Source organism: Pseudomonas sp. S3_E10, from assembly GCF_054667615.1.
This window is the reverse complement of sequence record NZ_CP162743.1, coordinates 1684103-1706222: the sequence shown is the minus strand read 5'-3', so window position 1 is coordinate 1706222 and position 22120 is coordinate 1684103. Positions and strand designations below refer to the sequence as shown.

Genomic DNA, 22120 nt, shown 5'->3' with positions numbered 1-22120 from the left:
AGCCCCTCCCACATTTTTTAGCGCATTCCAACCGTTAAGGGCGTTTGCGCTCCACGGCCCGCAACAGATGCGTCGGCGGCGTCTCGCAGCTGATCTTGCGCCCCAGCAGCGCCTCGATCGACGGCAACTGGTACGAGTCGTCCTCGCCCGCAAAGCTGATCGACACACCGGCAGCGCCTGCACGACCGGTACGGCCAATGCGGTGCACGTAGTCGTCCGGTACTTCCGGCAGGGTGAAGTTGATCACGTGGCTGATGCCGTCAATGTGAATCCCGCGCCCGGCCACATCGGTGGCCACCAGCACGCGAATCTTGCCTTCGCGGAAACCTTCCAGGGTCTTGATGCGCTTGTGCTGCGGCACATCGCCGGACAGTTGCGCGGCGTTGACGCCATCGCGCACCAGGCGTTCCTCGATGCGGCGCACTTCGTCCTTGCGGTTGGCGAACACCATGACGCGTTCCCAGCCGTTGTCGTTGACCAGGTTGTAGAGCAGCTTGTACTTGTCGGCACCGGCCACGGCATAGATATGCTGTTCGACGTTTTCGCTGGCGACGTTCAGCGCCTCGATCTCGACGATGGACGGGTCGGTGGTCCACTGCTTGGCGAGGTTCATCACGTCTTCGGTGAAGGTCGCGGAGAACAGCAGGGTCTGGCGCTCGCTCTTGGGCGGGGTCTGGCGAATGATCTGGCGCACTTGTGGGATAAAGCCCATGTCGAGCATGCGGTCGGCTTCGTCCAGCACCATGACTTCGACCATATCCAAATGCACGTCGCCGCGCTGGTTGAAGTCCAGCAGGCGGCCCGGCGTGGCCACCAGAATGTCGCAATGGCGGGCTTCGAGGTGCTTGAGCTGCTTGTCGAAGTCCATGCCGCCGACGAACGTCATGACGTTCAGGCCCGTGTACTTGGTCAGGTCGGCGGCGTCTTTGGCGATCTGCACCACCAGCTCGCGAGTGGGAGCGATGATCAGCGCGCGCGGTTCACCCATGTAGCGTTCTTTGGGCGGCGGCGTTTGCAACAGTTGGGTGATGATCGAAATCAGGAACGCGGCGGTCTTGCCGGTACCGGTTTGCGCGCGGCCGATGGCGTCTTTGCCCGCGAGGGTAAAGCCCAGCACTTGTGCCTGGATGGGCGTGCAGTACGGGAAACCCAGGTCCTGGATGGCGTGCATCAGTTCCGGGGCCAGTTTGAAGTCGTGGAAGCGGGTTTTGCCTTCCTGGGGCTCGACGACGAAGTCTTCGAGTTTCCAGGGGATGACGACCGGCTTGGGTGCTCGCTCACGGCGAGGCTTGGGCGCAGGTTCGGCTTTTACCTCAGCAGGTATGGCCTGTGCGGGTGGCGTCACCGTCGGCGTCTTCGGCTGGGCGACAGGTGCTGTCCGGTCTGGCTGTTGGCCGTCATTACGGTTGCCGGGCGTGGGGACAGGAGCACTGGAATCAGGCGCGAGCGGCTCAGCCTCGTTTTTGCCGAACATCTTCTTGAGTGCTTTGAGCACGGTGATCTCATTAATTGGTTAAGGAATATACGCCGGCCAGTGTAATGCAAGAATCGGGCGCGGCGTAGTGCGTCTGTCATACGGCTACCTAAACGCGGCGTTCAGCGCAGGCGGTCGGCCAACCAGGTACCAATATCGTGTATCTCCTGGGGTAACACTTCGTGGCCCATTGGGTATTCCTGCCATGTCACGGTGACACCACGGCTCTTGAGGTGCTCATACGCGGTACGGCCCATGGCGTTCTGCACCACCTCGTCGTATTGGCCGTGCAGGCACAAGGCAGGAATGCGTTGCTGGCTGGCGGACAATTGGAGCTCATCGCCGAAGGTCGGTGCATAAGTGGAGAGGGCGATCACGCCACCCAAAGGGCCTTCCAGGTCCTTGAACGCGGTGTGGAATACCACGGCGCCGCCTTGGGAAAAACCAGCGAGGAAAATCCGCGAGGCGTCTATTCCGGTTCTCTTCTGGTCTTCAATCAGGTCTGTGACCATGTTTGAAGAGGTTTGCAGCTCGTCCAGCGATATCGACCGCGCCGGGCTCATCGCCTTGATGTCGTACCAACTGGGCATTTCGTAGCCGCCATTGATCGTCACCGGACGGGTGGGGGCCTGGGGCAAAACGAAGCGGGTGCTCAGCAGGATTTCCTGTAAGGCTTCGGCTACAGGCAGGAAGTCGTAGCGATCGGCACCCAGGCCATGCAACCAGATTACGCAGGCATCTGCGGGCTTGTCGGGCTGAAGAATCAAGGGTTCGGTCATGTCTGCTCCATAGATGTGCATTCGCTCCGATTGGGTGCATCGGAACGGTGCGTCACCGGTTAATTTGTTAATTAGATGTCGCAACTTTGAATCTTTTGCTCTTGACCATGGGCTGAAACGACTCAGCCGTCACTCTGGTACGGCGCTTGCTATGCACAAAGCGATGTCAGGTCTCTCTCGTGGCGGTAACACTATCAGTGACAGCCGCCTCTGGGATAGCAACTGGACTTATAGCGACAGCCTCATGCCGTTTGACCCCAAAAAAAGCCAACACGGGTCAAGATCGCCTCAAAAGGGTGCGGTGGGGTTCAAGCTCCGACACAACAAGAGCAAAACTGGAGGTTTGAATGAAGGTATTGAAATCCACCCTGGCTATCGTTTCCGCGGCCGCTGTACTGGGTGTCAGTGGTTTCGCCCAAGCCGGCGCCACCCTGGACGCCGTGCAGAAGAAAGGCTTTGTGCAATGTGGCGTGAGTGACGGCCTGCCGGGTTTCTCGGTACCGGATGCCAGCGGCAAGATCCTGGGGATCGATGCTGACGTATGCCGCGCTGTTGCCGCTGCCGTGTTCGGCGACGCGACCAAGGTCAAGTTCAGCCAGTTGAACGCCAAGGAGCGTTTCACCGCGCTTCAGTCGGGCGAAGTAGACATCTTGTCCCGTAACACCACCATGACCAGCTCCCGCGATGCGGGCATGGGCCTGAAATTCCCGGGTTTCATCACCTACTACGACGGCATCGGCTTCCTGGTTAACAACAAACTGGGCGTTAAAAGCGCCAAGGAACTGGACGGTGCAACTATCTGCATCCAGGCCGGTACCACCACTGAACTGAACGTTTCCGACTACTTCCGTGGCAACGGTCTGAAATACACCCCGATCACCTTCGACACCTCCGATGAAAGCGCCAAGTCGCTGGAATCCGGTCGTTGCGACGTGCTGACCTCCGACAAGTCCCAACTGTTCGCCCAGCGCAGCAAGTTGGCCTCGCCGAAGGACTACGTGGTTCTGCCGGAAACCATTTCCAAAGAGCCCCTGGGCCCGGTGGTACGTAACGGTGACGACGAGTGGCTGGCCATCGTGCGCTGGGTAGGCTACGCCATGCTCAACGCCGAAGAAGCCGGTATTACTTCGAAAAACGTTGAAGCTGAAGCCAAGTCCACCAAGAACCCGGACGTCGCGCGTCTGCTCGGTGCCGACGGCGAATACGGCAAAGACCTGAAAGTGAAGAAAGACTGGGTCGTGCAGATCGTCAAGCAAGTGGGTAACTACGGTGAAGTGTTCGAGCGCAACCTCGGCAAGAGCACCCCGTTGGAAATCGACCGTGGCCTGAACGCGCTGTGGAACAACGGCGGCATTCAATACGCACCGCCTGTGCGCTGATCGCTGATGGTTCTGTCACCCGGTGGGCCAACCGCCGGGTGATGTTCTGTTCCATTCTTTCCGGGGCACTTCATGCAAAATCAAATCGGCGCACCAAAGCAGAAGCTCAGCTTCAGCGATCCCAAAGTGCGTGCGTGGCTCTTCCAGATCATCACGATTGTGGCGGTGGTCTCGCTGGGCTGGTACCTCTTCAACAATACCCAGACCAACCTTCAACACCGAGGCATTACCTCGGGTTTCGACTTTCTTGAGCGCAGTGCCGGCTTCGGCATCGCGCAGCACTTGATCGACTACACCGAATCGGACAGCTATGCCCGCGTCTTTGTAATCGGCTTGCTCAACACCCTGCTGGTGACCTTCATCGGCGTGATCCTGGCTACCCTGCTCGGCTTTATCGTCGGCGTGGCGCGACTGTCGCCGAACTGGATGATCAACAAGCTGGCGACGGTGTATGTGGAAGTGTTCCGCAACATTCCGCCGCTGCTGCAGATCCTGTTCTGGTACTTCGCGGTGTTCCTGACCATGCCGGGGCCGCGCAACAGCCATAACTTCGGCGATACCTTCTTTGTCAGCAGCCGTGGCCTGAACATGCCGGCGGCGCTGGCCGCCGATGGGTTCTGGCCGTTTGTGGCCAGTGTAGTGCTGGCGATTGTGGCGATCGTGCTGATGACTCGTTGGGCCAACAAGCGCTTTGAAGCCACCGGTGTTCCGTTCCATAAGTTCTGGGCGGGCCTGGCGTTGTTCATCGTGATCCCGGCACTGTGCGCGTTGATCTTCGGCGTGCCGCTGCACTGGGAAATGCCCAAGCTGCAAGGCTTCAACTTTGTCGGCGGCTGGGTGCTTATCCCTGAACTGCTGGCACTGACCCTGGCCCTGACGGTGTACACCGCGGCGTTCATCGCCGAGATCGTGCGTTCGGGCATCAAGTCGGTCAGCCACGGCCAGACCGAAGCCGCGCGTTCCCTGGGCCTGCGCAATGGGCCGACGCTGCGTAAGGTGATCATTCCGCAAGCCTTGCGGGTGATCATTCCGCCGCTGACCAGCCAATACCTGAACCTGGCGAAAAACTCGTCGTTGGCCGCCGGTATCGGTTATCCGGAAATGGTTTCGCTGTTTGCCGGCACGGTGCTCAACCAGACCGGCCAGGCCATCGAAGTCATTGCCATCACCATGAGCGTGTACCTGGCGATCAGCATCAGCATTTCCCTGCTGATGAACTGGTACAACAAGCGCATTGCGCTGATCGAGCGGTGAGGAAACGCACATGAGTTCTCATACTTTCAAACCCGATATGCCGCCGCCGAGCAAAGTCTTCGGCCCGGTGGCATGGATGCGCGCCAACCTGTTTTCCAGTTGGCTCAATACCTTGCTGACTTTGCTGTCGATTTACCTGGTGTACCTGGTGGTGCCGCCGATCCTGCATTGGGCCATCCTCGATGCCAACTGGGTGGGCACCACTCGCGCCGATTGCACCAAGGAAGGCGCCTGCTGGGTGTTCATCCAACAGCGCTTCGGGCAGTTCATGTACGGCTACTACCCCGGCGACCTGCGCTGGCGCGTGGACCTGACCGTGTGGCTGGCGATTGTCGGCGTGGCGCCGTTGTTCCTCTCGCGCTTCCAACACAAGGCCATCTACGGCCTGAGCTTCCTGGTGCTGTACCCGATCGTTGCCTACTTCCTGCTGCACGGTGGCGTGTTCGGCTTGACCAACGTGGCGACCAGCCAGTGGGGCGGCCTGATGCTGACCCTGGTGATCGCCACTGTCGGCATCGCCGGCGCCTTGCCGCTGGGTATTGTGCTGGCACTGGGGCGACGTTCGAACATGCCGGCGATTCGTGTGGTCTGCGTGACCTTCATCGAATTCTGGCGCGGCGTGCCGTTGATCACGGTGCTGTTCATGTCGTCGGTGATGCTGCCGTTGTTCCTGCCTGAAGGCATGAACTTCGACAAGCTGCTGCGGGCGCTGATCGGCGTGATCCTGTTCCAGTCGGCCTATGTGGCCGAAGTGGTGCGCGGCGGGTTGCAGGCGATTCCTAAAGGTCAGTACGAAGCGGCCGCGGCGATGGGCCTGGGTTACTGGCGCAGCATGGGTCTGGTGATTCTGCCGCAAGCCCTGAAGCTGGTGATCCCGGGCATCGTCAACACGTTTATTGCGCTGTTCAAGGACACCAGCCTGGTGATCATCATCGGCCTGTTCGACCTGCTCAACAGCGTCAAGCAAGCTGCCGCCGACCCCAAATGGCTGGGCATGGCCACTGAAGGCTACGTGTTCGCCGCCCTGGTGTTCTGGATTTTCTGTTTTGGTATGTCGCGCTATTCCATGCATCTGGAACGCAAGCTCGACACAGGCCACAAGCGTTAGGAGTTCTTTTTATGAGCGAAGCAATCAAACAGCCTGTGAGCCCTGAAGGCATTATCCAGATGCAGGGCGTCAACAAGTGGTACGGCCAGTTCCACGTGTTGAAAGACATCAACCTGAACGTCAAGCAGGGCGAGCGTATCGTGCTGTGCGGGCCGTCGGGTTCGGGCAAGTCCACCACCATCCGCTGCCTCAACCGTCTGGAAGAGCACCAGCAGGGCCGCATCGTGGTCGACGGCGTGGAACTGACCAACGACCTCAAGCAGATCGAAGCGATCCGTCGTGAAGTGGGCATGGTGTTCCAGCACTTCAACCTGTTCCCGCACCTGACCATCCTGCAGAACTGCACGTTGGCGCCGATGTGGGTGCGCAAGATGCCCAAGCGCAAGGCCGAAGAAATTGCCATGCACTACCTGGAGCGCGTGCGTATCCCGGAGCAGGCGCACAAGTTTCCGGGGCAACTCTCCGGCGGCCAGCAACAGCGTGTGGCGATTGCCCGTGCCTTGTGCATGAAGCCGAAAATCATGCTGTTCGATGAGCCAACCTCGGCGCTCGATCCGGAAATGGTCAAGGAAGTACTCGACACCATGATCGGCCTGGCCGAAGACGGCATGACCATGTTGTGCGTGACCCACGAAATGGGCTTCGCGCGCACCGTGGCCAACCGCGTGATCTTCATGGACAAGGGCGAGATCGTTGAGCAGGCGGCGCCGAATGACTTCTTCGACAACCCGCAGAATGATCGGACCAAGTTGTTCTTGAGCCAGATTTTGCATTGATCGATGGTTAAAACAATAAACCCGGCCTGGCCGGGTTTATTTTTGTCCGTTCAGCAGGCCTTGAGCGCCTCATGCCCTGTGTCCACTGTATGAGTGAACCCCCGTAAGTCAGCGCCTTCGGCCAATACCTTGGCGTCGGCAAGCAAATGCGGGTAACGGTCCAGTAATCGCATCAACAGAACCAGTGGCTTGGGTGGCAGAAGCTCACCGCGTTCATAACGTGAAAAAGCGTTGTGACCGCCACCGGACAACAGTTGCACGGCTTCTTTTTGCGTAAGTTGCAGCTTGCGACGGATACGTCTCATCTCGTTGCCGATCATTGTCCGCGCGGCGCGGACGAGTTCATCACCTACCTTTGCGTGGCGCTCTGAACTATCCGGGTCATACATGCCGTCGCCGCATACATGGCATTCCCAGCCGGAAAGATCATCGACACGACGCTCCATCCCTTTGACGCTAATAGTCTCGCTACGGCCCTCGAACCGAGTCATGCCGTCGGGCGTACCGCATATAAAGCACTGTTGAGTTTTCATGAGTCGCACTCCTTGAAGGAGATTACCGGTGGGTTACCGCCTGAGCCGTAGGTGACCTTTATGTAAATCTCCATGCCGTGTGAACTGATGTGGTACACGTCCTGCCAGACCTTATGATCTGCATAGGTAGTCATTGATTTGTACAACATCCTGGTTTGCAATCGAAACACGGCCTCTTGCATTTCATGGATCTCAAAGCCGAGTTTCCTCCCTGTGCTCTTCGCCGTTGAAGTAAAGGCCTTTCCCCCAAGCCGCCTGACATCCGCCTTGATCACCGCCAAATCGTAATGAGGTGTGTACTTTTCCATAAGACACCTGGGTCAAATAATTACCCTTTAAGGGTAATTTTACCAATCGAAAATACTGCTTCTTTTCCCGCCCAAGAACCCTAGTGCCTTGTCTTTGTAGGCAACTCTGAATAGTCTGTAGGAAAATTCATCCTATGATTGGACGAAAGCGCGCACCCATGACAGACATCGCTCCCCTGATTAAACGCTCCCTGGTCGATCAGGCCTTGGAGCAACTGCGTCTGCGCATCGCCGCAGGGGTGTGGGCGGTCGGTGAACGCCTGCCCACCGAGCCCGAGTTGTGCGCCGAGCTGGGCATCAGTCGCAATACCGTGCGCGAAGCCATGCGTGTGTTGGCGTTTTCCGGGTTGATCGAAATCCGCCAGGGTGACGGCAGTTATCTGCGCTCGATGACCGACCCGCTGGGGGCGATGCGCGCGCTGTCCCACTGCACCTTGGAGCAGGCGCAGGAGACGCGGCAGATGCTTGAAGTGGAGGCCATCGGCCTGGCGGCACTGCGGCGTACCGAGCAAGACCTCGAACAGCTGCGGGAGGCGCTGCAGGCCAGCGCCGCGCTGTACCACGGTGAACTGGAGGCCTATATCCGCGCCGACCTGGTGTTCCACACACGCTTGGTGGACGCCGCGCATAACCCGGCGTTGAGCGAGTTGTACCGGTATTTTTCCGCCATCGTCGGTGCGCAGTTGCGCCAGACCCTGAGCATGTCGCCGCGTCGCCAGGCGGTGTTCGACCTGCATGTTGCCCTGCTCGACGCCGTGGAACACCAGGACCCGGAACGTGCCAAATCCCTTTGCCGGCAGTTGATCAATGAACCTTGAACCGCAACGCAACACCGAACTGCTGATCGACGCCGAAGCCGACGACGACGTGGTGCAACAGACGCCGCCAACCGTAAGCCGCCCCTGGTTGCTGCTACTGGGCCTGGTGCTGGTGGCGCTGAACCTGCGCCCGGCGTTGTCGAGCCTGGCGCCCTTGCTCAGTGAAGTCTCCAGCAGCCTGGGGTTGTCGGCCGCCAAGGCTGGGCTGCTGACCACGTTGCCGGTGCTGTGCCTGGGCTTGTTCGCGCCCACCGCACCGATCCTGGCGCGGCGCTTTGGGGCTGAGCGGGTGGTGTTGGGCATCCTGCTGACCCTGGCCGCCGGGATCATCCTGCGCAGTGTGCTGGGTGAAGCGGGGTTGTTTCTCGGCAGCCTGATCGCCGGTGCGAGCATCGGCATTATCGGGGTGTTGCTGCCGGGCATCGTCAAGCGGGATTTCGCCAGGCAGGCGGGCGCCATGACCGGCGTCTACACCATGGCGTTGTGCCTGGGGGCTGCGCTGGCGGCGGGGGCTGCGGTGCCACTCAGTGATTACTTCGGCGATAGCTGGGCGATAGGCCTGGGGTTCTGGATGGTGCCGGCGCTGGTCGCGGCGTTGTGCTGGCTGCCGCAGGTCGGGCAACGACACGGCGCACACCGTGTTGCTTATCGCGTGAAGGGGTTATTGCGCGATCCGTTGGCGTGGCAGGTCACGCTTTATATGGGCCTGCAATCGTCCTTGGCCTACATCGTGTTCGGCTGGCTGCCGTCGATGCTGATCGGCCGTGGCCTGAGCGCCACCGAAGCGGGGCTGGCGCTGTCCGGTTCCATCATCGTGCAATTGTTCAGTTCCCTGGCGGCACCGTGGCTGGCCACGCGGGGTAAAGACCAGCGTTTGGCCATCGTGATCGTGATGTTGCTGACGCTGGGCGGCCTGTTCGGTTGCCTGTATGCACCCCTCGACGGCTTGTGGGGCTGGGCGATTGTGCTCGGCCTGGGGCAGGGCGGTACTTTCAGCCTGGCGCTGACCCTGATCGTACTGCGCTCGCGCGACGCCCATGTGGCCGCGAACCTGTCGAGCATGGCCCAGGGCATCGGATACACCCTGGCCTCCATGGGGCCGCTGGCCGTGGGCCTGGTGCACGATTGGACCGGTGGGTGGGGCGCGACGGGCTGGATTTTCGCAGTGATCGGCGTGGCGGCCATGGTCGCCGGGGTTGGCGCGGGCCGTGCGCGGTACGTAGGCGTGAGCAGCGAAAAAGTCTAGCGCCGCCCCCGTGCCCCTAGCCCCGGTCATTTGCGTGGCGAATGTCAGTGGCGTTAGCGGCGCGGGCGGCTTATCGTGCGCCTACCTTTTCGACGCCAGCGGAGCCTGCCCATGAGCGATGCCCATAACGCCCTGATCACCCAGTTCTACACGGCCTTCCAGCGCCTGGACGCCGACGCGATGGCCGCCTGCTACACCGAGGATGTGGTGTTCAGCGACCCGGCCTTCGGTGAGTTGCGCGGGCGCGATGTCGGCGATATGTGGCGCATGCTGACCACGCGTGCCAAGGACTTCTCCCTGACGTTCGACAACGTGCGCAGCGATGATCGCAGCGGCGGTGCGCATTGGGTGGCTACGTACTTGTTCAGTGCCACCGGCAACACCGTGGTCAATGATATTCAGGCGCGGTTTGTGTTGCGCGACGGCAAGATCTGCGAGCACCACGACAGCTTCGACCTGTGGCGCTGGTCGCGCCAGGCATTGGGCACCAAAGGCTTGCTGCTGGGCTGGACACCGCTGGTGAAAAACGCCGTGCGCGCCCAGGCGAACAAAGGCTTGAAGGCATTTCAGGCGAGTCGTTGATAAGCTTGGCGTTCCTCTGGTTTGTTGAATCCGCCTGTGACTGATCCTGTCGAACCCAAACCCTGGTTTGTGTACTTGGTGCGCGCCGCCAATGGCGCGCTGTATTGTGGCATCAGCAATGACCCGGTACGCCGCTTTGCCTCGCACCAGAGCGGCAATGGCGCGCGGTTTTTCCTCTCCAGCCCGGCGGTGGCGTTGGTCTATACCGAGCAGTGCGCAAGCAAAGGCGAGGCGCTGCGCCAGGAGCGGTTGATCAAGAAATTGAAGAAGAGCGCCAAGGAGTGTCTGGCGGCCAGTGGTTCATTGATCTGACTGATGGGCGGCTATCACACCCACTGAGCCCGTTGCAGGCTAAGCTGCGGGTTCATTTGTCCAGTGGACCCCAGCATGTCTGAGCTAATCCTGCACCACTACCCCACATCCCCCTTCGCGGAAAAAGCGCGGCTGTTGCTGGGGTTCAAAGGCCTGTCCTGGCACTCGGTGCATATCTCGCCGGTGATGCCAAAGCCGGACCTGACTGCCCTCACCGGCGGCTACCGCAAGACCCCGGTGCTGCAAGTGGGTGCCGATATCTATTGCGACACCGCCCTGATCGCCCGCCGTCTGGAGCAGGAAAAGGTCGCGCCGGCGTTGTTCCCGCTGGGCCAGGAGATGATCACCCAAACCTTCGCCACCTGGGCCGACAGTGTGGTGTTTGCCCACGCCGTGAGCCTGGTGTTCCAGCCTGAGTCGGTGGCGGTGCGTTTCGGCAAGTTGCCGCCGGAAGCGATCAAGGCGTTCCTCGCGGACCGCGCCGCGCTGTTCAGCGGCGGCACGGCCAGCAAGCTGCCGGCGGAACTGGCCAAGCACCAATGGCCGGCGATCATGGCGCGCCTGGAGCAGCAATTACAGCGTGAACCGGGGGACTTTCTGTTTGGCGAGCCGTGCATTGCCGACTTTGCCCTGGCCCATCCGTTGTGGTTCCTCAAGGCGACGCCCGTGACCGCGCCGTTGGTGGATGCGTATCCGGCCGTGTCGGCGTGGTTGGGCCGCGTGCTCGGTTTTGGTCACGGCACCGCCAGCCAGATGAGCGCCGAGCAAGCATTGGACGTTGCGCGCAACGCCACACCGGCGCCGTTGCCCGCGGAAGTGTTCGAGGACTTGAATGGCTTCCAGCCCGGTCAGCAGGTGAGCATTAGCGCCATCGATTACGGGGTCGACCCGGTCGCCGGCGAATTGCTCTTTGCCGGGCGCGAAGAGCTGATCCTGCGCCGCACCGACGCGCGAGCGGGCACCGTGCATGTGCATTTTCCGCGCTTCGGTTTCCGCATCCAGGCGCACTGATTAAAAATAATTTGCACATAAACGTGAGGTAAACCGGCGGCCCATCCGTGTAGTGCTTGAAACTGCGATTTATTCGCATTAACAGCGTTTTCTACACGGGTTCTCACAGCATGAAGTCGATGGCGGGCGGTTTGGTTAAACAGTGGCTGGGAGCCTCGGTATTGGTGGTGTCGGGGCTAGCGTTGCTGCCGTTGTGCGTGGCACAGGCGCAAGAGCAGCAAAGTGCCCAGTTCAATTTTGCCCTGGCCGCCAAGCCGCTGCCCCAGGCCCTGAGCGACTTCAGCCGGGTGACCGGCATCAGCGTGATCTACACCGACGAAGCGCCCTACGGCCTCAACGCCCCGGCGGTCAGCGGGCAGATGAGCGCCACGGCGGCCTTGCAACGCCTGCTGGGCGACTCCGGCTTCACGTTCCGCCAAATCGATGCCCGCACATTGGCCCTGGAGCCGCTACCCACCGATGGCGCGCTCAACCTCGGCGCCACCACCATCAGCGGCGTCGGCCAAACCCAGGACAGCACCAGTTACCAGCCGCCGCCCACCAGCTCGGTGATGCGCTCCCATGCGTTGCTGCTGGAAACCCCGCAAACCGTCAATGTGGTCCCGGCGCAGGTCTTGCGTGACCAGACCCCGCGCAACCTGGACGATGCCTTGGGCAATATCAGCGGCATCACCCAGGCCAACACCTTGGCCAGCACTCAGGACGCGGTGATGCTGCGCGGCTTCGGCGACAACCGTAACGGTTCGATCATGCGCGACGGCATGCCGATAGTGCAGGGGCGCGCATTGAACGCCACGGCCGAGCGCGTCGAAGTGCTCAAGGGCCCGTCCTCGTTGCTGTATGGCATCCAGGACCCGGGCGGCGTGGTGAATATCGTCAGTAAAAAGCCCGAGTTGAGCCCCTCCACGTCCCTGACCGTGCGCGGCTCCACCTTTGGCGACGGCAAGAACGGCAGCGGCGGCGGCCTCGACACCACCGGGCCGATCGGTGATTCGGGCCTGGCCTATCGCCTGATCGTCGACCACGAAGACGAAGACTACTGGCGCAACTTCGGCACCCATCGCGAAACGCTGGTTGCCCCGTCCCTGGCCTGGTACGGCGACAGCACCAAGTTGCTGTTCGCCTATGAACACCGCGAGTTTCTCTCGCCGTTCGACCGTGGCACCGCCATCGATAAGTCCAACCACCCGTTGGACATCCCGTCCACCCGGCGTCTGGATGAACCGTTCAACAACATGCAAGGCCGCTCCGACCTGTACCGCTTCGAAGCCGACCATGACGTGAACGACGACTGGAAAGCCCACTTCGGCTATAGCTGGAACCGCGAGACCTACGATGCCAGCCAAGTGCGCGTCAGTGCGGTGAATGACAACGGCACCCTGACCCGCAAAATGGACGGCACCCAGGGCGCGATCACCACCGACCGTTTCGCCACCGCGAGCCTGGAAGGCAAGGTCAACGCACTGGGCATGCAACATGACGTGGTGTTCGGCCTGGACGACGAGTACCGCAAGATCTATCGCGCCGACCTGATCCGCCAGGCCTCGCGCACCACCTTCAACTACAACAACCCGGTGTACGGCAATGAAGTGGCGGGCAGCACGGTCAGTGCCACCGACAGCGCCCAGACCGACCTGCTGCGCAGCGACTCGGTGTTTTTCCAGGACGCGATTCACCTGAACGAGCGGTGGATTTTTGTCGCCGGCGCGCGTTACCAGATGTACGACCAATACGCCGGCAAGGGCGTGCCGTTCAAGGCCAACACCAACGGCAACGGCCAGGCCTGGGTGCCGCGCGCCGGCCTGGTGTATCGCTACACCGACGAGTTGTCGTTCTACGGCAGCTACACCGAGTCGTTCAAACCCAACTCCACCATCGCCGCCCTGGCCGACAACAGCACCTTGACCGGCGACCTGACGCCCGAGGAATCCAAATCATGGGAGTTGGGCGCCAAGCTCGACATCCCTGGGCGCATCACCGCCAGTGCGGCGTTGTTCAATATCGACAAGCGCAACGTCCTGGTCTCGGTGGGCTCCAATGCCAACACGGTCTACAGCATCGCCGGCCAGGTGCGCTCCCGGGGCTTGGAACTGGACGCCAGCGGCCAGCTGACCGACCAGTGGAGCGTGATCGGCAGCTACGCCTTCACCGACGCCGAAGACGTCAAGGACAAGGACCCGACCCTGCAAGGCAACCGCCTGCAGAACGTGGCCAGGCACACCGGCTCGCTGTCGGCGGTGTATGACTTCGGCAACGTGTTCGGCGGCGATCAATTGCGAGTCGGCGCGGGTGCGCGTTATGTGGGCGAGCGCGCAGGCGATGCGGCCAACGACTTCAACTTGCCGGGCTACACCGTGGCGGATGCGTTCGCCACTTACGACACCAAAATTGAAGGGCAGAAGGTCAAGTTCCAGCTCAACGTGAAGAACCTGTTTGACCGCACCTACTACACCTCGGCGGCCAGCCGGTTCTTTGTGTCGATGGGGGATGCACGGCAGGTGTCGGTGTCGAGCACGCTGCAGTTCTAAAAGGGGCAGCGGTGACCTGGGGTTGCGGATCAGCACCGATCCAAAGTGTGGGAGGTCAGCCCGCTCGCCATAAGGGGGCGCAGCTGTTAGCGTTGCCGGCACTGATGGCTTGGCGGGAAACGACACCGATGCACTTTGGACGATGGCTGCACCTGCTGTGCTTGAGCTTGTTACTCAATGGTTGCGCCAGCGTTTCGCCGACCTCCACCTCGGCCACCCTCGATCGAATGCTGGCCGACCCGGCCCTCAACGGCGCCACCGTCTCCCTGATGGTGCGCGACGCCCGCAGCGGCGCCACGCTTTACCAATACAATCCGCGTACGCGGCTGGTGCCTGCCTCGAATCTCAAATTGCTGACCACCGCGGCCGCTATGGAGGTGCTGGGGCCGCAATACCGGTTTTCCACGCAGTTGCGCGGTAACGGCGTGCAGCAAGGCGAGCGCCTGACCGGCAACCTTTACCTGCGTGGCCTGGGCGACCCCACCACGCAGCTCGCCGATTACCAGGCGCTGGCCGCGCAGCTGGCGAGCCAGGGCGTGCGTCAAGTGCAGGGGGACCTGGTATTTGACGACACCTGGTTCGACACCGAACGCCTGGGTGTCGACTGGGCGCAGGACGATGAAAGCACCTACTACGGCGCGCAGATTTCGGCGCTCACGGTGTCGCCCGACACCGATTTTGATGCGGGCACCTTGATCGTCACCGCCAAGGCCCCGGCGACAGCCGGCCAGCCGGTGAGTGTGGTGCTAAGCCCGCCAACCGATTACGTACAACTGAGCAATCGCGCGGTCAGTGGCCCGGGCAATACGTACGGCATCACCCGCCGGCACGGCACCAACCTGCTGCAACTCACCGGTGCGCTGGCGCCGGGCGAGCAACGCCGAGAGTGGGTGAGCGTCTGGGAGCCGACGCAACTGGTGGCCAACCTGTTTGAACAGGCGCTGGCGCAGCAGGGCATCAAGGTGCTGGGTCGACGCGTGATCGGCGGTGCCACCCCGAACACCGCGACGCTGTTGGCAGAGCATCAGTCGGCGCCGTTGCAGGCACTGATCACGCCGCTGCTCAAGCTCTCGAACAACAACATGTCCGAAGCCTTGCTCAAGGCCATGGGGCGCCAGACGGCGAATGCGGGCACCGCCCAGGCGGGCGTGGCAGCGGTGGCGGCGTTCATGCAGCGCCAGGGCCTGGACCCGGCGACGCTGAGCCAGGTGGACGGCTCGGGCTTGTCGCGGCGCAATCTGGTGTCGTCGCAGAACTTGACCGACCTGTTGCTGGCCACGGCCAGACAGCCCTGGTTCAAGGCCTGGTACGACGCGCTGCCGATCGCCGGCAACGCAAACCGCATGAGCGGCGGCAGCCTGCGTTATCGCTTGCGCGGCACGCCCGCTGAAAACAACCTGCACGCCAAGACCGGCTCCATGGCGGGCGTCTCGTCGCTCAGTGGCTACATCCAGGATGCCGACGGGCGACGCCTGGTGTTCTCGATGCTCAGCAACAACTACCTGGGCGATGCGGCGCCGATCCGCGCCCTCGAAAACCGCCTGGCTGTGGCCCTGACCCAGTGGCGCGACTGATTCAGGGCTGATAGCCCATGCGCCAACTCACGGCCCGGGTCGCCGCCAGCAAGCGCTGCGCCGCCGGGCCATCTTCGTCGGCGTGGAACAGCGAGGTAGGGCCGACCACCGTCATCACCGCTGCGACGTGCCCGACCGCGTTGAACACCGGTGCCGACAACGCGTCCACGCCCGGCATCAGCAACCCGTGTACAAAATGCAGGCCACGGCGGCGGATCTGCTCGCAGGTGATGGCGTAGGCCCCGTCGTCCGCCAGCGCATGGGCAAGACCTGCCTGCACCTCACGCTCGCGCAGCTCCACGGTTTCCCGCAACGGCAGGAAGGCGCTGAACACCAGCCCGGTGGATGAGCTGAGCAGTGGCAATACCGAGCCCAACTGCGTCACCACCGTGACCGCGCGCACCGCCGGTTCGATCTGCACCACGGTTGCGCCCTGGTTGCCCCATACCGCCAGAAAGCAGGTTTCATTCAACTCGTCGCGCAGTTCCGCCAGGGGCAGGGCGCCGACTTTCAACACGTCCATGCTGCCCAGCGCGGCCAAGCCGACGCGCAAGGCTTCGCGGCCCAGGCCATAGTGGTTGGTGGCGGTGTTCTGTTCGGCAAACCCGGAGGCGATCAAGGCCTGCAGGTAGCGGTGTACCTTGCTCGCTGGCATTTGCACATGTTCGGCCAGGCGCGACAGCGAGGTGGCCGGCGCCAACTCGGCCAGCGCTTTGAGAATGTCGGTACCCACTTCGGCCGAGCGGACTTTCTGTTTACCGGTGTCGCGGGGCTTTTCCATGGAGGGGCGGGAATCCAAGAGATGAATGGGCGTCTTTATAGCTTGACGCTCGATAGTGATCAAATTACGTTATGCGTAAATCGATTACGATAAAAATAACGTGATACAGAGGATGCTCCATGAACCTCGAATACCTGTCGGGCTTCGGCAATGAATTCGCCAGCGAAGCCCTGCCCGGTGCGCTGCCGGTCGGCCAGAACTCCCCGCAAAAAGCGCCGTATGGGCTGTACACCGAACTGTTCTCCGGCACCGCGTTTACCATGGCGCGCAGCGAAGCCCGGCGTACCTGGCTCTACCGCATCCAGCCCTCGGCCAACCACCCGGCGTTCGTCAAGCTGGACCGGCAGTTGGCCGGTGGGCCGCTGGGCGCGGTGACACCCAACCGACTGCGTTGGAACCCGCTGGATATTCCGAGCGAGCCGACCGACTTTATCGACGGCCTCGTCGGCATGGTTGCCAACTCGGCGTCGGAAAAACCCGCAGGTATCAGCATTTATCACTACCGCGCCAACCGTTCGATGGAACGCGTGTTCTTCAACGCCGATGGCGAGTGGTTGATCGTTCCGGAGCAGGGCCGCCTGCGTATCGCCACCGAACTGGGGGTGCTGGAGGTGCAACCGCTGGAAATCGCCGTGCTGCCGCGCGGGCTCAAATTCCGCGTCGAACTGCTGGATGCGCAAGCACGCGGTTATATCGCCGAAAACCATGGCGCCCCGTTGCGCCTGCCGGACCTGGGCCCCATCGGCAGCAACGGCCTGGCCAACCCGCGCGACTTCCTCACCCCGGTCGCCCATTACGAAGACCTGAAGATCCCCACGACGCTGGTGCAGAAGTTCCTCGGCGAGTTGTGGGCCTGCGAGCTGGATCATTCGCCACTCAACGTGGTGGCCTGGCACGGCAATAACGTGCCGTACAAATACGATCTGCGCCGCTTCAATACGATCGGTACGGTGAGTTTCGATCATCCGGACCCGTCGATCTTCACCGTACTGACGTCGCCGACCAGCACCCACGGCCTGGCCAACCTCGACTTCGTGATCTTCCCGCCACGCTGGATGGTGGCCGAGAACACCTTCCGCCCGCCGTGGTTCCACCGCAACCTGATGAACGAATACATGGGCCTGATCCAGGGCGCCTACGATGCCAAGGCCGAAGGCTTCCTGCCCGGCGGTGCGTCGCTGCACAGCTGCATGAGTGCCCATGGCCCGGACGGCGAGACCTGCACCAAAGCCATCAACGTCGAGCTGGCGCCGCACAAGATCGACAACACCATGGCCTTCATGTTCGAGACCAGCCAAGTGCTGCGTCCCACCCAGTTCGCCCTGGACTGCCCGCAACTGCAACCCGCTTACGACGCGTGCTGGGCCGCGCTGCCCGCCACCTTCAACCCGAACCGGAGATAACCCATGACTCAACAGACGCTAGCCCGCAGCTGGGTGGCTTCGGCCAACGGTCACCGTGATTTCCCGCTGCAGAACCTGCCGCTGGGTATCTTCAGTATCAACGGCTCGGCACCGCGCAGTGGCGTGGCGATTGGTGACTGCATCTTCGATCTTCACGCTGCGTTGGACGCGTTTGACGGCGAGGCCCGTCGTGCCGTTGAAGCGACCGCCGGCGGCCAGTTGAATGCCTTCTTCGAACTGGGCCGTGGCCCGCGCGTGGCTTTGCGTGAACGCCTGCTGGAACTGCTGGCCGAGGGCAGCCCATTGCACGCACGCGAGGCCCAGGTACTGCATCGCGCCGCCGGTTGCCAGCTGCATGTGCCGGCGCGGATCAACGACTACACCGATTTCTACGTGGGCATCGAACACGCGCAAAACGTCGGCAAACTGTTCCGTCCTGACAACCCGTTGCTGCCCAACTACAAGTACGTACCGATTGGCTACCACGGCCGCGCGTCGACCATTCGCGCGTCGGGTGCCGAGGTGCGTCGCCCCAAAGGCCAGACGCTGCCCGCCGGCCAGGCCGAACCGACCTTCGGCCCGTGTGCGCGTTTGGACTACGAATTGGAACTGGGGATCTGGATCGGCCCGGGCAATGCCATGGGCGATTCGATTGCCATTGGTGACGCGGCCGAGCATATCGCCGGTTTCTGCTTGCTCAACGACTGGTCGGCACGCGATATCCAGGCGTGGGAATACCAGCCGCTGGGGCCATTTTTGTCGAAAAGTTTCATCACCACCATCTCGCCCTGGGTGGTCACGGCCGAAGCGCTGGAGCCGTTCCGCAAGGCCCAGCCGGCCCGCCCTGAGGGCGACCCGCAACCGCTGCCGTACCTGCTGGACAAACGTGACCAGGCCAACGGCGCCCTGGATATCGAGTTGGAGGTGCTGCTGACCACCGCCGCCATGCGTGAACAGAACCTGCCGGCCCATCGCCTGGCCCTGAGCAACAGCCTGCATATGTACTGGACCGTGGCGCAGCTGGTGGCGCATCACAGTGTCAACGGCTGCCAGTTGCAGGCCGGTGATCTGTTCGGCACCGGCACGTTGTCCGGGCCGCAGGCGGGGCAGTTCGGCAGCCTGCTGGAGACTACCGAAGGCGGCAAGAAGGTGATCGAATTGCCGTCCGGCGAAGTGCGCAGGTTCCTCGAAGACGGCGACGAGATCATCCTGCGCGCCCGCTGCAAGCGTGAAGGCTTTGCCTCCATCGGCTTCGGCGAATGCCGGGGTACCGTGGTTGCGGCACGTTAAGAGGGGCGGGTGATGGAACTCTATACCTACTACCGCTCCACCGCGTCGTACCGGGTACGCATTGCCTTGGCGCTCAAGGGGCTGGACTGTACGGCGGTGCCGGTCAACTTGCTGTTACCGGCGGGCGGTGCCAATCGCCAGCCGGAATACCTGGCCATCAACCCGCAAGGTCGCGTGCCGGCGTTGCGCCTCGATGAGGGTGAGCTGCTGATTCAGTCTTCGGCAATCATCGAGTACCTGGACGAACGTTATCCACAGGTGCCGTTGCTGTCCAAGCACCTGGCCACCCGTGCCCACGAGCGTGGCGTTGCGGCAATTATCGGCTGCGATATCCACCCGCTGCACAACTCCAGCACCCAGAACCTGTTGCGCCAGTGGGGGCATGATGAGGCACAGGTGCTGGAGTGGATCGGTCATTGGATCAGCCAGGGGTTGGGCGCGGTGGAGCAGTTGATTGGCGACACAGGGTTTTGCTTCGGCGAGCAGCCGGGGCTGGCGGATGCGTTCCTGGTTCCGCAGCTATATGCGGCACAGCGCTTCAAGGTGCCGTTGGCGGCCTACCCGCGTATTGGGCGGGTGGCGGCGTTGGCGGCGCAGCATCCGGCGTTCATTCAGGCCCATCCCGCCCACCAACCCGACACCCCATAACGCTCAAGGCGCCCACATTGGATCGGGGCCGCCTACCCATAAAAATAAGTAGGTACCTTGCGATGCACACTCAGATTGCCAGCTTTCGCGCGGCACTCGACGCCCGTCCGGTGTCGCGCTATCAGTGGTTGATCCTCCTGTTACTGGCGTTGCTGCTGGTGACCGATGGCTACGATGCCCAGGTGCTGGGCTATGTGGTGCCGGCGCTGGCCAAGGACTGGGAGCTGGAAAAAGCCGCATTCGGGCCGGTGTTCAGCGCCAACCTGTTGGGGCTCACACTGGGCTCGCTGTTGGTAACGCCCCTGGCCGACCGGTTTGGTGTGCGGCGCATCCTGCTGGGTTGTGTGTTGATCTACGCCAGCCTCACCGTGCTGATGGTGTTCGCCAACTCGCTGACCACGCTGATGGCCGCGCGGTTTACCTGTGGCATCGGCATGGGCGGTGCGATGCCCAGTGCCATGGCGTTGATGTCGGACTATTCGCCGCCACGCCTGCGCACCTTGATGGTGACCCTGGCCGCGTGCGGGTTCTCCTTCGGCGGCGCGGCGGGTGGGTTTGTGGCGGCAGGGTTTATCGACAATTTTGGTTGGCAGGCAGTATTTCTGGCAGGCGGCGTTACGCCGTTGCTGTTGTTGCCGTTTTTGGTGTGGCTGCTGCCTGAATCCTTGCCGCGCCTGTTACGCGACGCATCGCCGTATCTGCGATTGCGCAGCGTCACCGCGCGCATGCTGCTCGATTGGCAACCGCCGCCGGCGAGGGAGGCACAAAACCTGCACGAGCAGGGCAGCAAGCTGACGGTGGTGGAGCTGTTTCGCAACGGTTACGCGCGCCCGACCTTGCTGATCTGGTCGACATTCTTTGTCAGCCTGATCCTGTTGTATTTCATGATCAGTTGGCTGCCATCGTTGTTGCTCGAAAGCGGCCTGGCGCTGAAGCAAGCCAACCTGGTGACCTCGATGTTTCTGTTTGCCGGCACCCTGGGTGCGATCGGCATGGCCTGGTTTGCCGACCGCCTCAAAAGCAAGGTGCGGCTGTTGTCCGGCGTGTTGGCGGCAGCGGCGGTGTGTACCGTTCTGCTGGGGTTGAACCACGACAATCCGCGCTACCTGGTGGCCTGTGTGTTCGCAGCCGGTTTCTGCATCATCGGCGGGCAGTTGACCCTTAACGCCTTCGCCAGCAATTTCTACCCGGCACATGTTCGCGCTACCGGCACGGGCTGGGCGTTGGGCGTGGGACGTTTCGGTTCGATCCTGGGGCCGCTGTTCGGCAGCCTGTTGCTGGCCATGCATATTCCTGTGCAGCAGATTTTTTTCTTCTGCGCGATCCCGGCAGTCATTGCCGCGTTGCTGATCATCCAGGTGCGCGCGCCGGTGAGCCAAGCGCCGAAGCTCGCGCTGCATGGCGATATTCTCAAAACGCCGCAGGCTTAGTGCACCACGGAGTTGGGCGGCAGGTGCCCCAGCCGCTCGGTCAGGCGCAGGCGCTGGATGGGGTCTTCGCTGAGCAACAGTGCGTGTTCCAGGTCGAAGCGTTCGGCGTTGGGGCAATCCAGGCGTTGGTACAGGCTGGCCCGCGCCAGGTAATCGGCGGCGTTGGCGCTGCCCAGTTCCAGCACGCGCTCGGCGTCAATCAGGGCGGCTAATGGTTTGTCATTGGAAAGGTGCAGTTGGCGCAGGTTGCGTGACAGCCGTTGCAGGATCGAACGCGGCTCGGCCGTCAGCAGATGATCGGCCTGCAACTTGAGGTTGGGGCCATATTGGCGTTGCAGCAGTTCGCGGCAATCGTTGGGGTACAGGCGCCGGCCGCCGCATGGGTCCAGCAGGTGATCGGCGCCGGGCACCCGCAGTAGGAAATGCCCTGGGAAATTCACCCCGGCCATGGGGATGTGCAGGCGTCGCGCCAGTTCCATGGCGATCAGCCCCATGGCCAGCGGTTGCCCGCGTTTGCGTTGTAACACCTTGTCCAGCAGGGCGGCGGCGGGGCGCAGCGGGGTGAACTCGTCTTGGGCAAAGCCCAGGTCGTTCATGCGCCGCAGTAACGGCTGGCCCAACTCGTCCGCCGGCAACATGGGCATGCCCAGGCTGACCTGTTGTTGCAGCAATGCGAGGTCCTGCAGGATGTCCAGCGGCTGCACCGTCGGGTCGTGCTCGGCGGCGATCCATAGCGCGGCTTCGAACAGCGCCGGTGGCGAACGTTGCAGGCAGGCGAAAAAGGCTTGGCGGGGCTTCATTGCGTTCTCCGGCGGATGCTCCCGTTTTAGCCTTGCCAGGAAAATTCGTCCAGTGCCTTAAGACACATCCTACCTGCTTATGTCGC

21 protein-coding genes are annotated in these 22120 nt (G+C 62.1%); 15 read left to right on the top strand and 6 right to left on the bottom strand.

Annotated features, from left to right (window positions below):
- Positions 1-34 precede the first annotated feature (34 nt).
- Together rhlB and AB4N98_RS07615 are read right to left on the bottom strand one after the other, a co-directional pair.
- Positions 35-1501, bottom strand: a complete 1467-nt coding sequence (gene rhlB / locus AB4N98_RS07620; protein WP_026067133.1) for an ATP-dependent RNA helicase RhlB — start codon at positions 1499-1501, stop codon at positions 35-37.
- A gap of 95 nt (positions 1502-1596) precedes the next feature.
- On the bottom strand, positions 1597-2253 hold the full coding sequence (locus tag AB4N98_RS07615; protein ID WP_068937567.1) for an alpha/beta hydrolase: 657 nt from the start codon (positions 2251-2253) through the stop codon (positions 1597-1599).
- Between the two features lie 347 nt (positions 2254-2600).
- Between AB4N98_RS07615 and AB4N98_RS07610 the strand changes: the two genes are divergently transcribed.
- The 4 genes from AB4N98_RS07610 to AB4N98_RS07595 all read left to right on the top strand — a co-directional run bounded on the left by AB4N98_RS07610 (position 2601) and on the right by AB4N98_RS07595 (position 6770).
- On the top strand, positions 2601-3632 hold the full coding sequence (locus AB4N98_RS07610) for an amino acid ABC transporter substrate-binding protein (protein ID WP_017526224.1): 1032 nt from the start codon (positions 2601-2603) through the stop codon (positions 3630-3632).
- A gap of 72 nt (positions 3633-3704) precedes the next feature.
- A complete protein-coding gene (locus tag AB4N98_RS07605) occupies positions 3705-4886 on the top strand; it encodes an amino acid ABC transporter permease (protein ID WP_017526225.1) in 1182 nt (393 codons plus the stop codon).
- A gap of 10 nt (positions 4887-4896) precedes the next feature.
- Positions 4897-5994, top strand: coding sequence for an amino acid ABC transporter permease (locus AB4N98_RS07600; protein WP_017526226.1), 1098 nt, complete (start codon positions 4897-4899; stop codon positions 5992-5994).
- A gap of 11 nt (positions 5995-6005) precedes the next feature.
- Positions 6006-6770 (top strand): amino acid ABC transporter ATP-binding protein, encoded by a 765-nt coding sequence (locus AB4N98_RS07595; RefSeq protein WP_003171943.1) that lies wholly within the window; start codon positions 6006-6008, stop codon positions 6768-6770.
- 50 nt (positions 6771-6820) lie between these two features.
- Here AB4N98_RS07595 and AB4N98_RS07590 read toward each other — a convergent pair whose 3' ends face one another.
- Together AB4N98_RS07590 and AB4N98_RS07585 are read right to left on the bottom strand one after the other, a co-directional pair.
- Positions 6821-7303 (bottom strand): type II toxin-antitoxin system MqsA family antitoxin, encoded by a 483-nt coding sequence (locus AB4N98_RS07590; protein WP_068937549.1) that lies wholly within the window; start codon positions 7301-7303, stop codon positions 6821-6823.
- Entirely contained in the window at positions 7300-7611 is a 312-nt protein-coding gene (locus tag AB4N98_RS07585; RefSeq protein ID WP_068937550.1) for a type II toxin-antitoxin system MqsR family toxin, read from the bottom strand. Before AB4N98_RS07585 ends, AB4N98_RS07590 begins: the two co-directional genes overlap by 4 nt.
- Before the next feature lie 158 nt (positions 7612-7769).
- On the opposite strand from AB4N98_RS07585, the gene AB4N98_RS07580 reads away from it, so the two are divergent.
- The 7 genes from AB4N98_RS07580 to dacB all read left to right on the top strand — a co-directional run bounded on the left by AB4N98_RS07580 (position 7770) and on the right by dacB (position 15682).
- Positions 7770-8429, top strand: coding sequence for a FadR/GntR family transcriptional regulator (locus AB4N98_RS07580; RefSeq protein ID WP_017526229.1), 660 nt, complete (start codon positions 7770-7772; stop codon positions 8427-8429).
- Positions 8419-9675: a CynX/NimT family MFS transporter gene (locus tag AB4N98_RS07575; protein ID WP_017526230.1), complete on the top strand. Its 1257-nt coding sequence runs from the start codon at positions 8419-8421 to the stop codon at positions 9673-9675. Before AB4N98_RS07580 ends, AB4N98_RS07575 begins: the two co-directional genes overlap by 11 nt.
- Positions 9676-9786: 111 nt before the next feature.
- Positions 9787-10257 carry a nuclear transport factor 2 family protein gene (locus tag AB4N98_RS07570; RefSeq protein ID WP_017526231.1) on the top strand — a complete coding sequence of 157 codons (471 nt, stop codon included), beginning with the start codon at positions 9787-9789 and terminating at the stop codon, positions 10255-10257.
- A 36-nt stretch (positions 10258-10293) separates the two neighbouring features.
- Complete coding sequence (locus AB4N98_RS07565; protein ID WP_460149349.1) at positions 10294-10569, top strand: GIY-YIG nuclease family protein; 276 nt, start codon at positions 10294-10296, stop codon at positions 10567-10569.
- A gap of 75 nt (positions 10570-10644) precedes the next feature.
- Positions 10645-11580, top strand: a complete 936-nt coding sequence (locus AB4N98_RS07560) for a glutathione S-transferase family protein (RefSeq protein ID WP_460149348.1) — start codon at positions 10645-10647, stop codon at positions 11578-11580.
- 110 nt (positions 11581-11690) lie between these two features.
- Entirely contained in the window at positions 11691-14108 is a 2418-nt protein-coding gene (locus tag AB4N98_RS07555) for a TonB-dependent siderophore receptor (protein WP_217855808.1), read from the top strand.
- 128 nt (positions 14109-14236) lie between these two features.
- Complete coding sequence (gene dacB, locus AB4N98_RS07550) at positions 14237-15682, top strand: D-alanyl-D-alanine carboxypeptidase/D-alanyl-D-alanine endopeptidase (RefSeq protein ID WP_026067134.1); 1446 nt, start codon at positions 14237-14239, stop codon at positions 15680-15682.
- 1 nt (position 15683) lies between these two features.
- Here the strand turns inward: dacB and AB4N98_RS07545 are convergent, their stop codons facing one another.
- Complete coding sequence (locus tag AB4N98_RS07545; protein WP_017526236.1) at positions 15684-16463, bottom strand: IclR family transcriptional regulator; 780 nt, start codon at positions 16461-16463, stop codon at positions 15684-15686.
- Positions 16464-16582: 119 nt separating this feature from the next.
- Here AB4N98_RS07545 and hmgA point away from each other — a divergent pair, with 119 nt between their 5' ends.
- The 4 genes from hmgA to AB4N98_RS07525 all read left to right on the top strand — a co-directional run bounded on the left by hmgA (position 16583) and on the right by AB4N98_RS07525 (position 21234).
- A complete protein-coding gene (hmgA, locus tag AB4N98_RS07540; RefSeq protein WP_017526237.1) occupies positions 16583-17866 on the top strand; it encodes a homogentisate 1,2-dioxygenase in 1284 nt (427 codons plus the stop codon).
- A 3-nt stretch (positions 17867-17869) separates the two neighbouring features.
- Entirely contained in the window at positions 17870-19156 is a 1287-nt protein-coding gene (gene fahA / locus AB4N98_RS07535) for a fumarylacetoacetase (RefSeq protein WP_065877249.1), read from the top strand.
- A gap of 12 nt (positions 19157-19168) precedes the next feature.
- Positions 19169-19804, top strand: coding sequence for a maleylacetoacetate isomerase (gene maiA / locus AB4N98_RS07530; protein WP_068937555.1), 636 nt, complete (start codon positions 19169-19171; stop codon positions 19802-19804).
- 62 nt (positions 19805-19866) lie between these two features.
- Complete coding sequence (locus AB4N98_RS07525; RefSeq protein ID WP_460149346.1) at positions 19867-21234, top strand: MFS transporter; 1368 nt, start codon at positions 19867-19869, stop codon at positions 21232-21234.
- Here the strand turns inward: AB4N98_RS07525 and AB4N98_RS07520 are convergent.
- Positions 21231-22034 carry a SirB1 family protein gene (locus tag AB4N98_RS07520; RefSeq protein WP_068937556.1) on the bottom strand — a complete coding sequence of 268 codons (804 nt, stop codon included), beginning with the start codon at positions 22032-22034 and terminating at the stop codon, positions 21231-21233. The two genes, AB4N98_RS07525 and AB4N98_RS07520, sit on opposite strands and share 4 nt — an antisense overlap.
- Between the last annotated feature and the right edge of the window lie 86 nt (positions 22035-22120).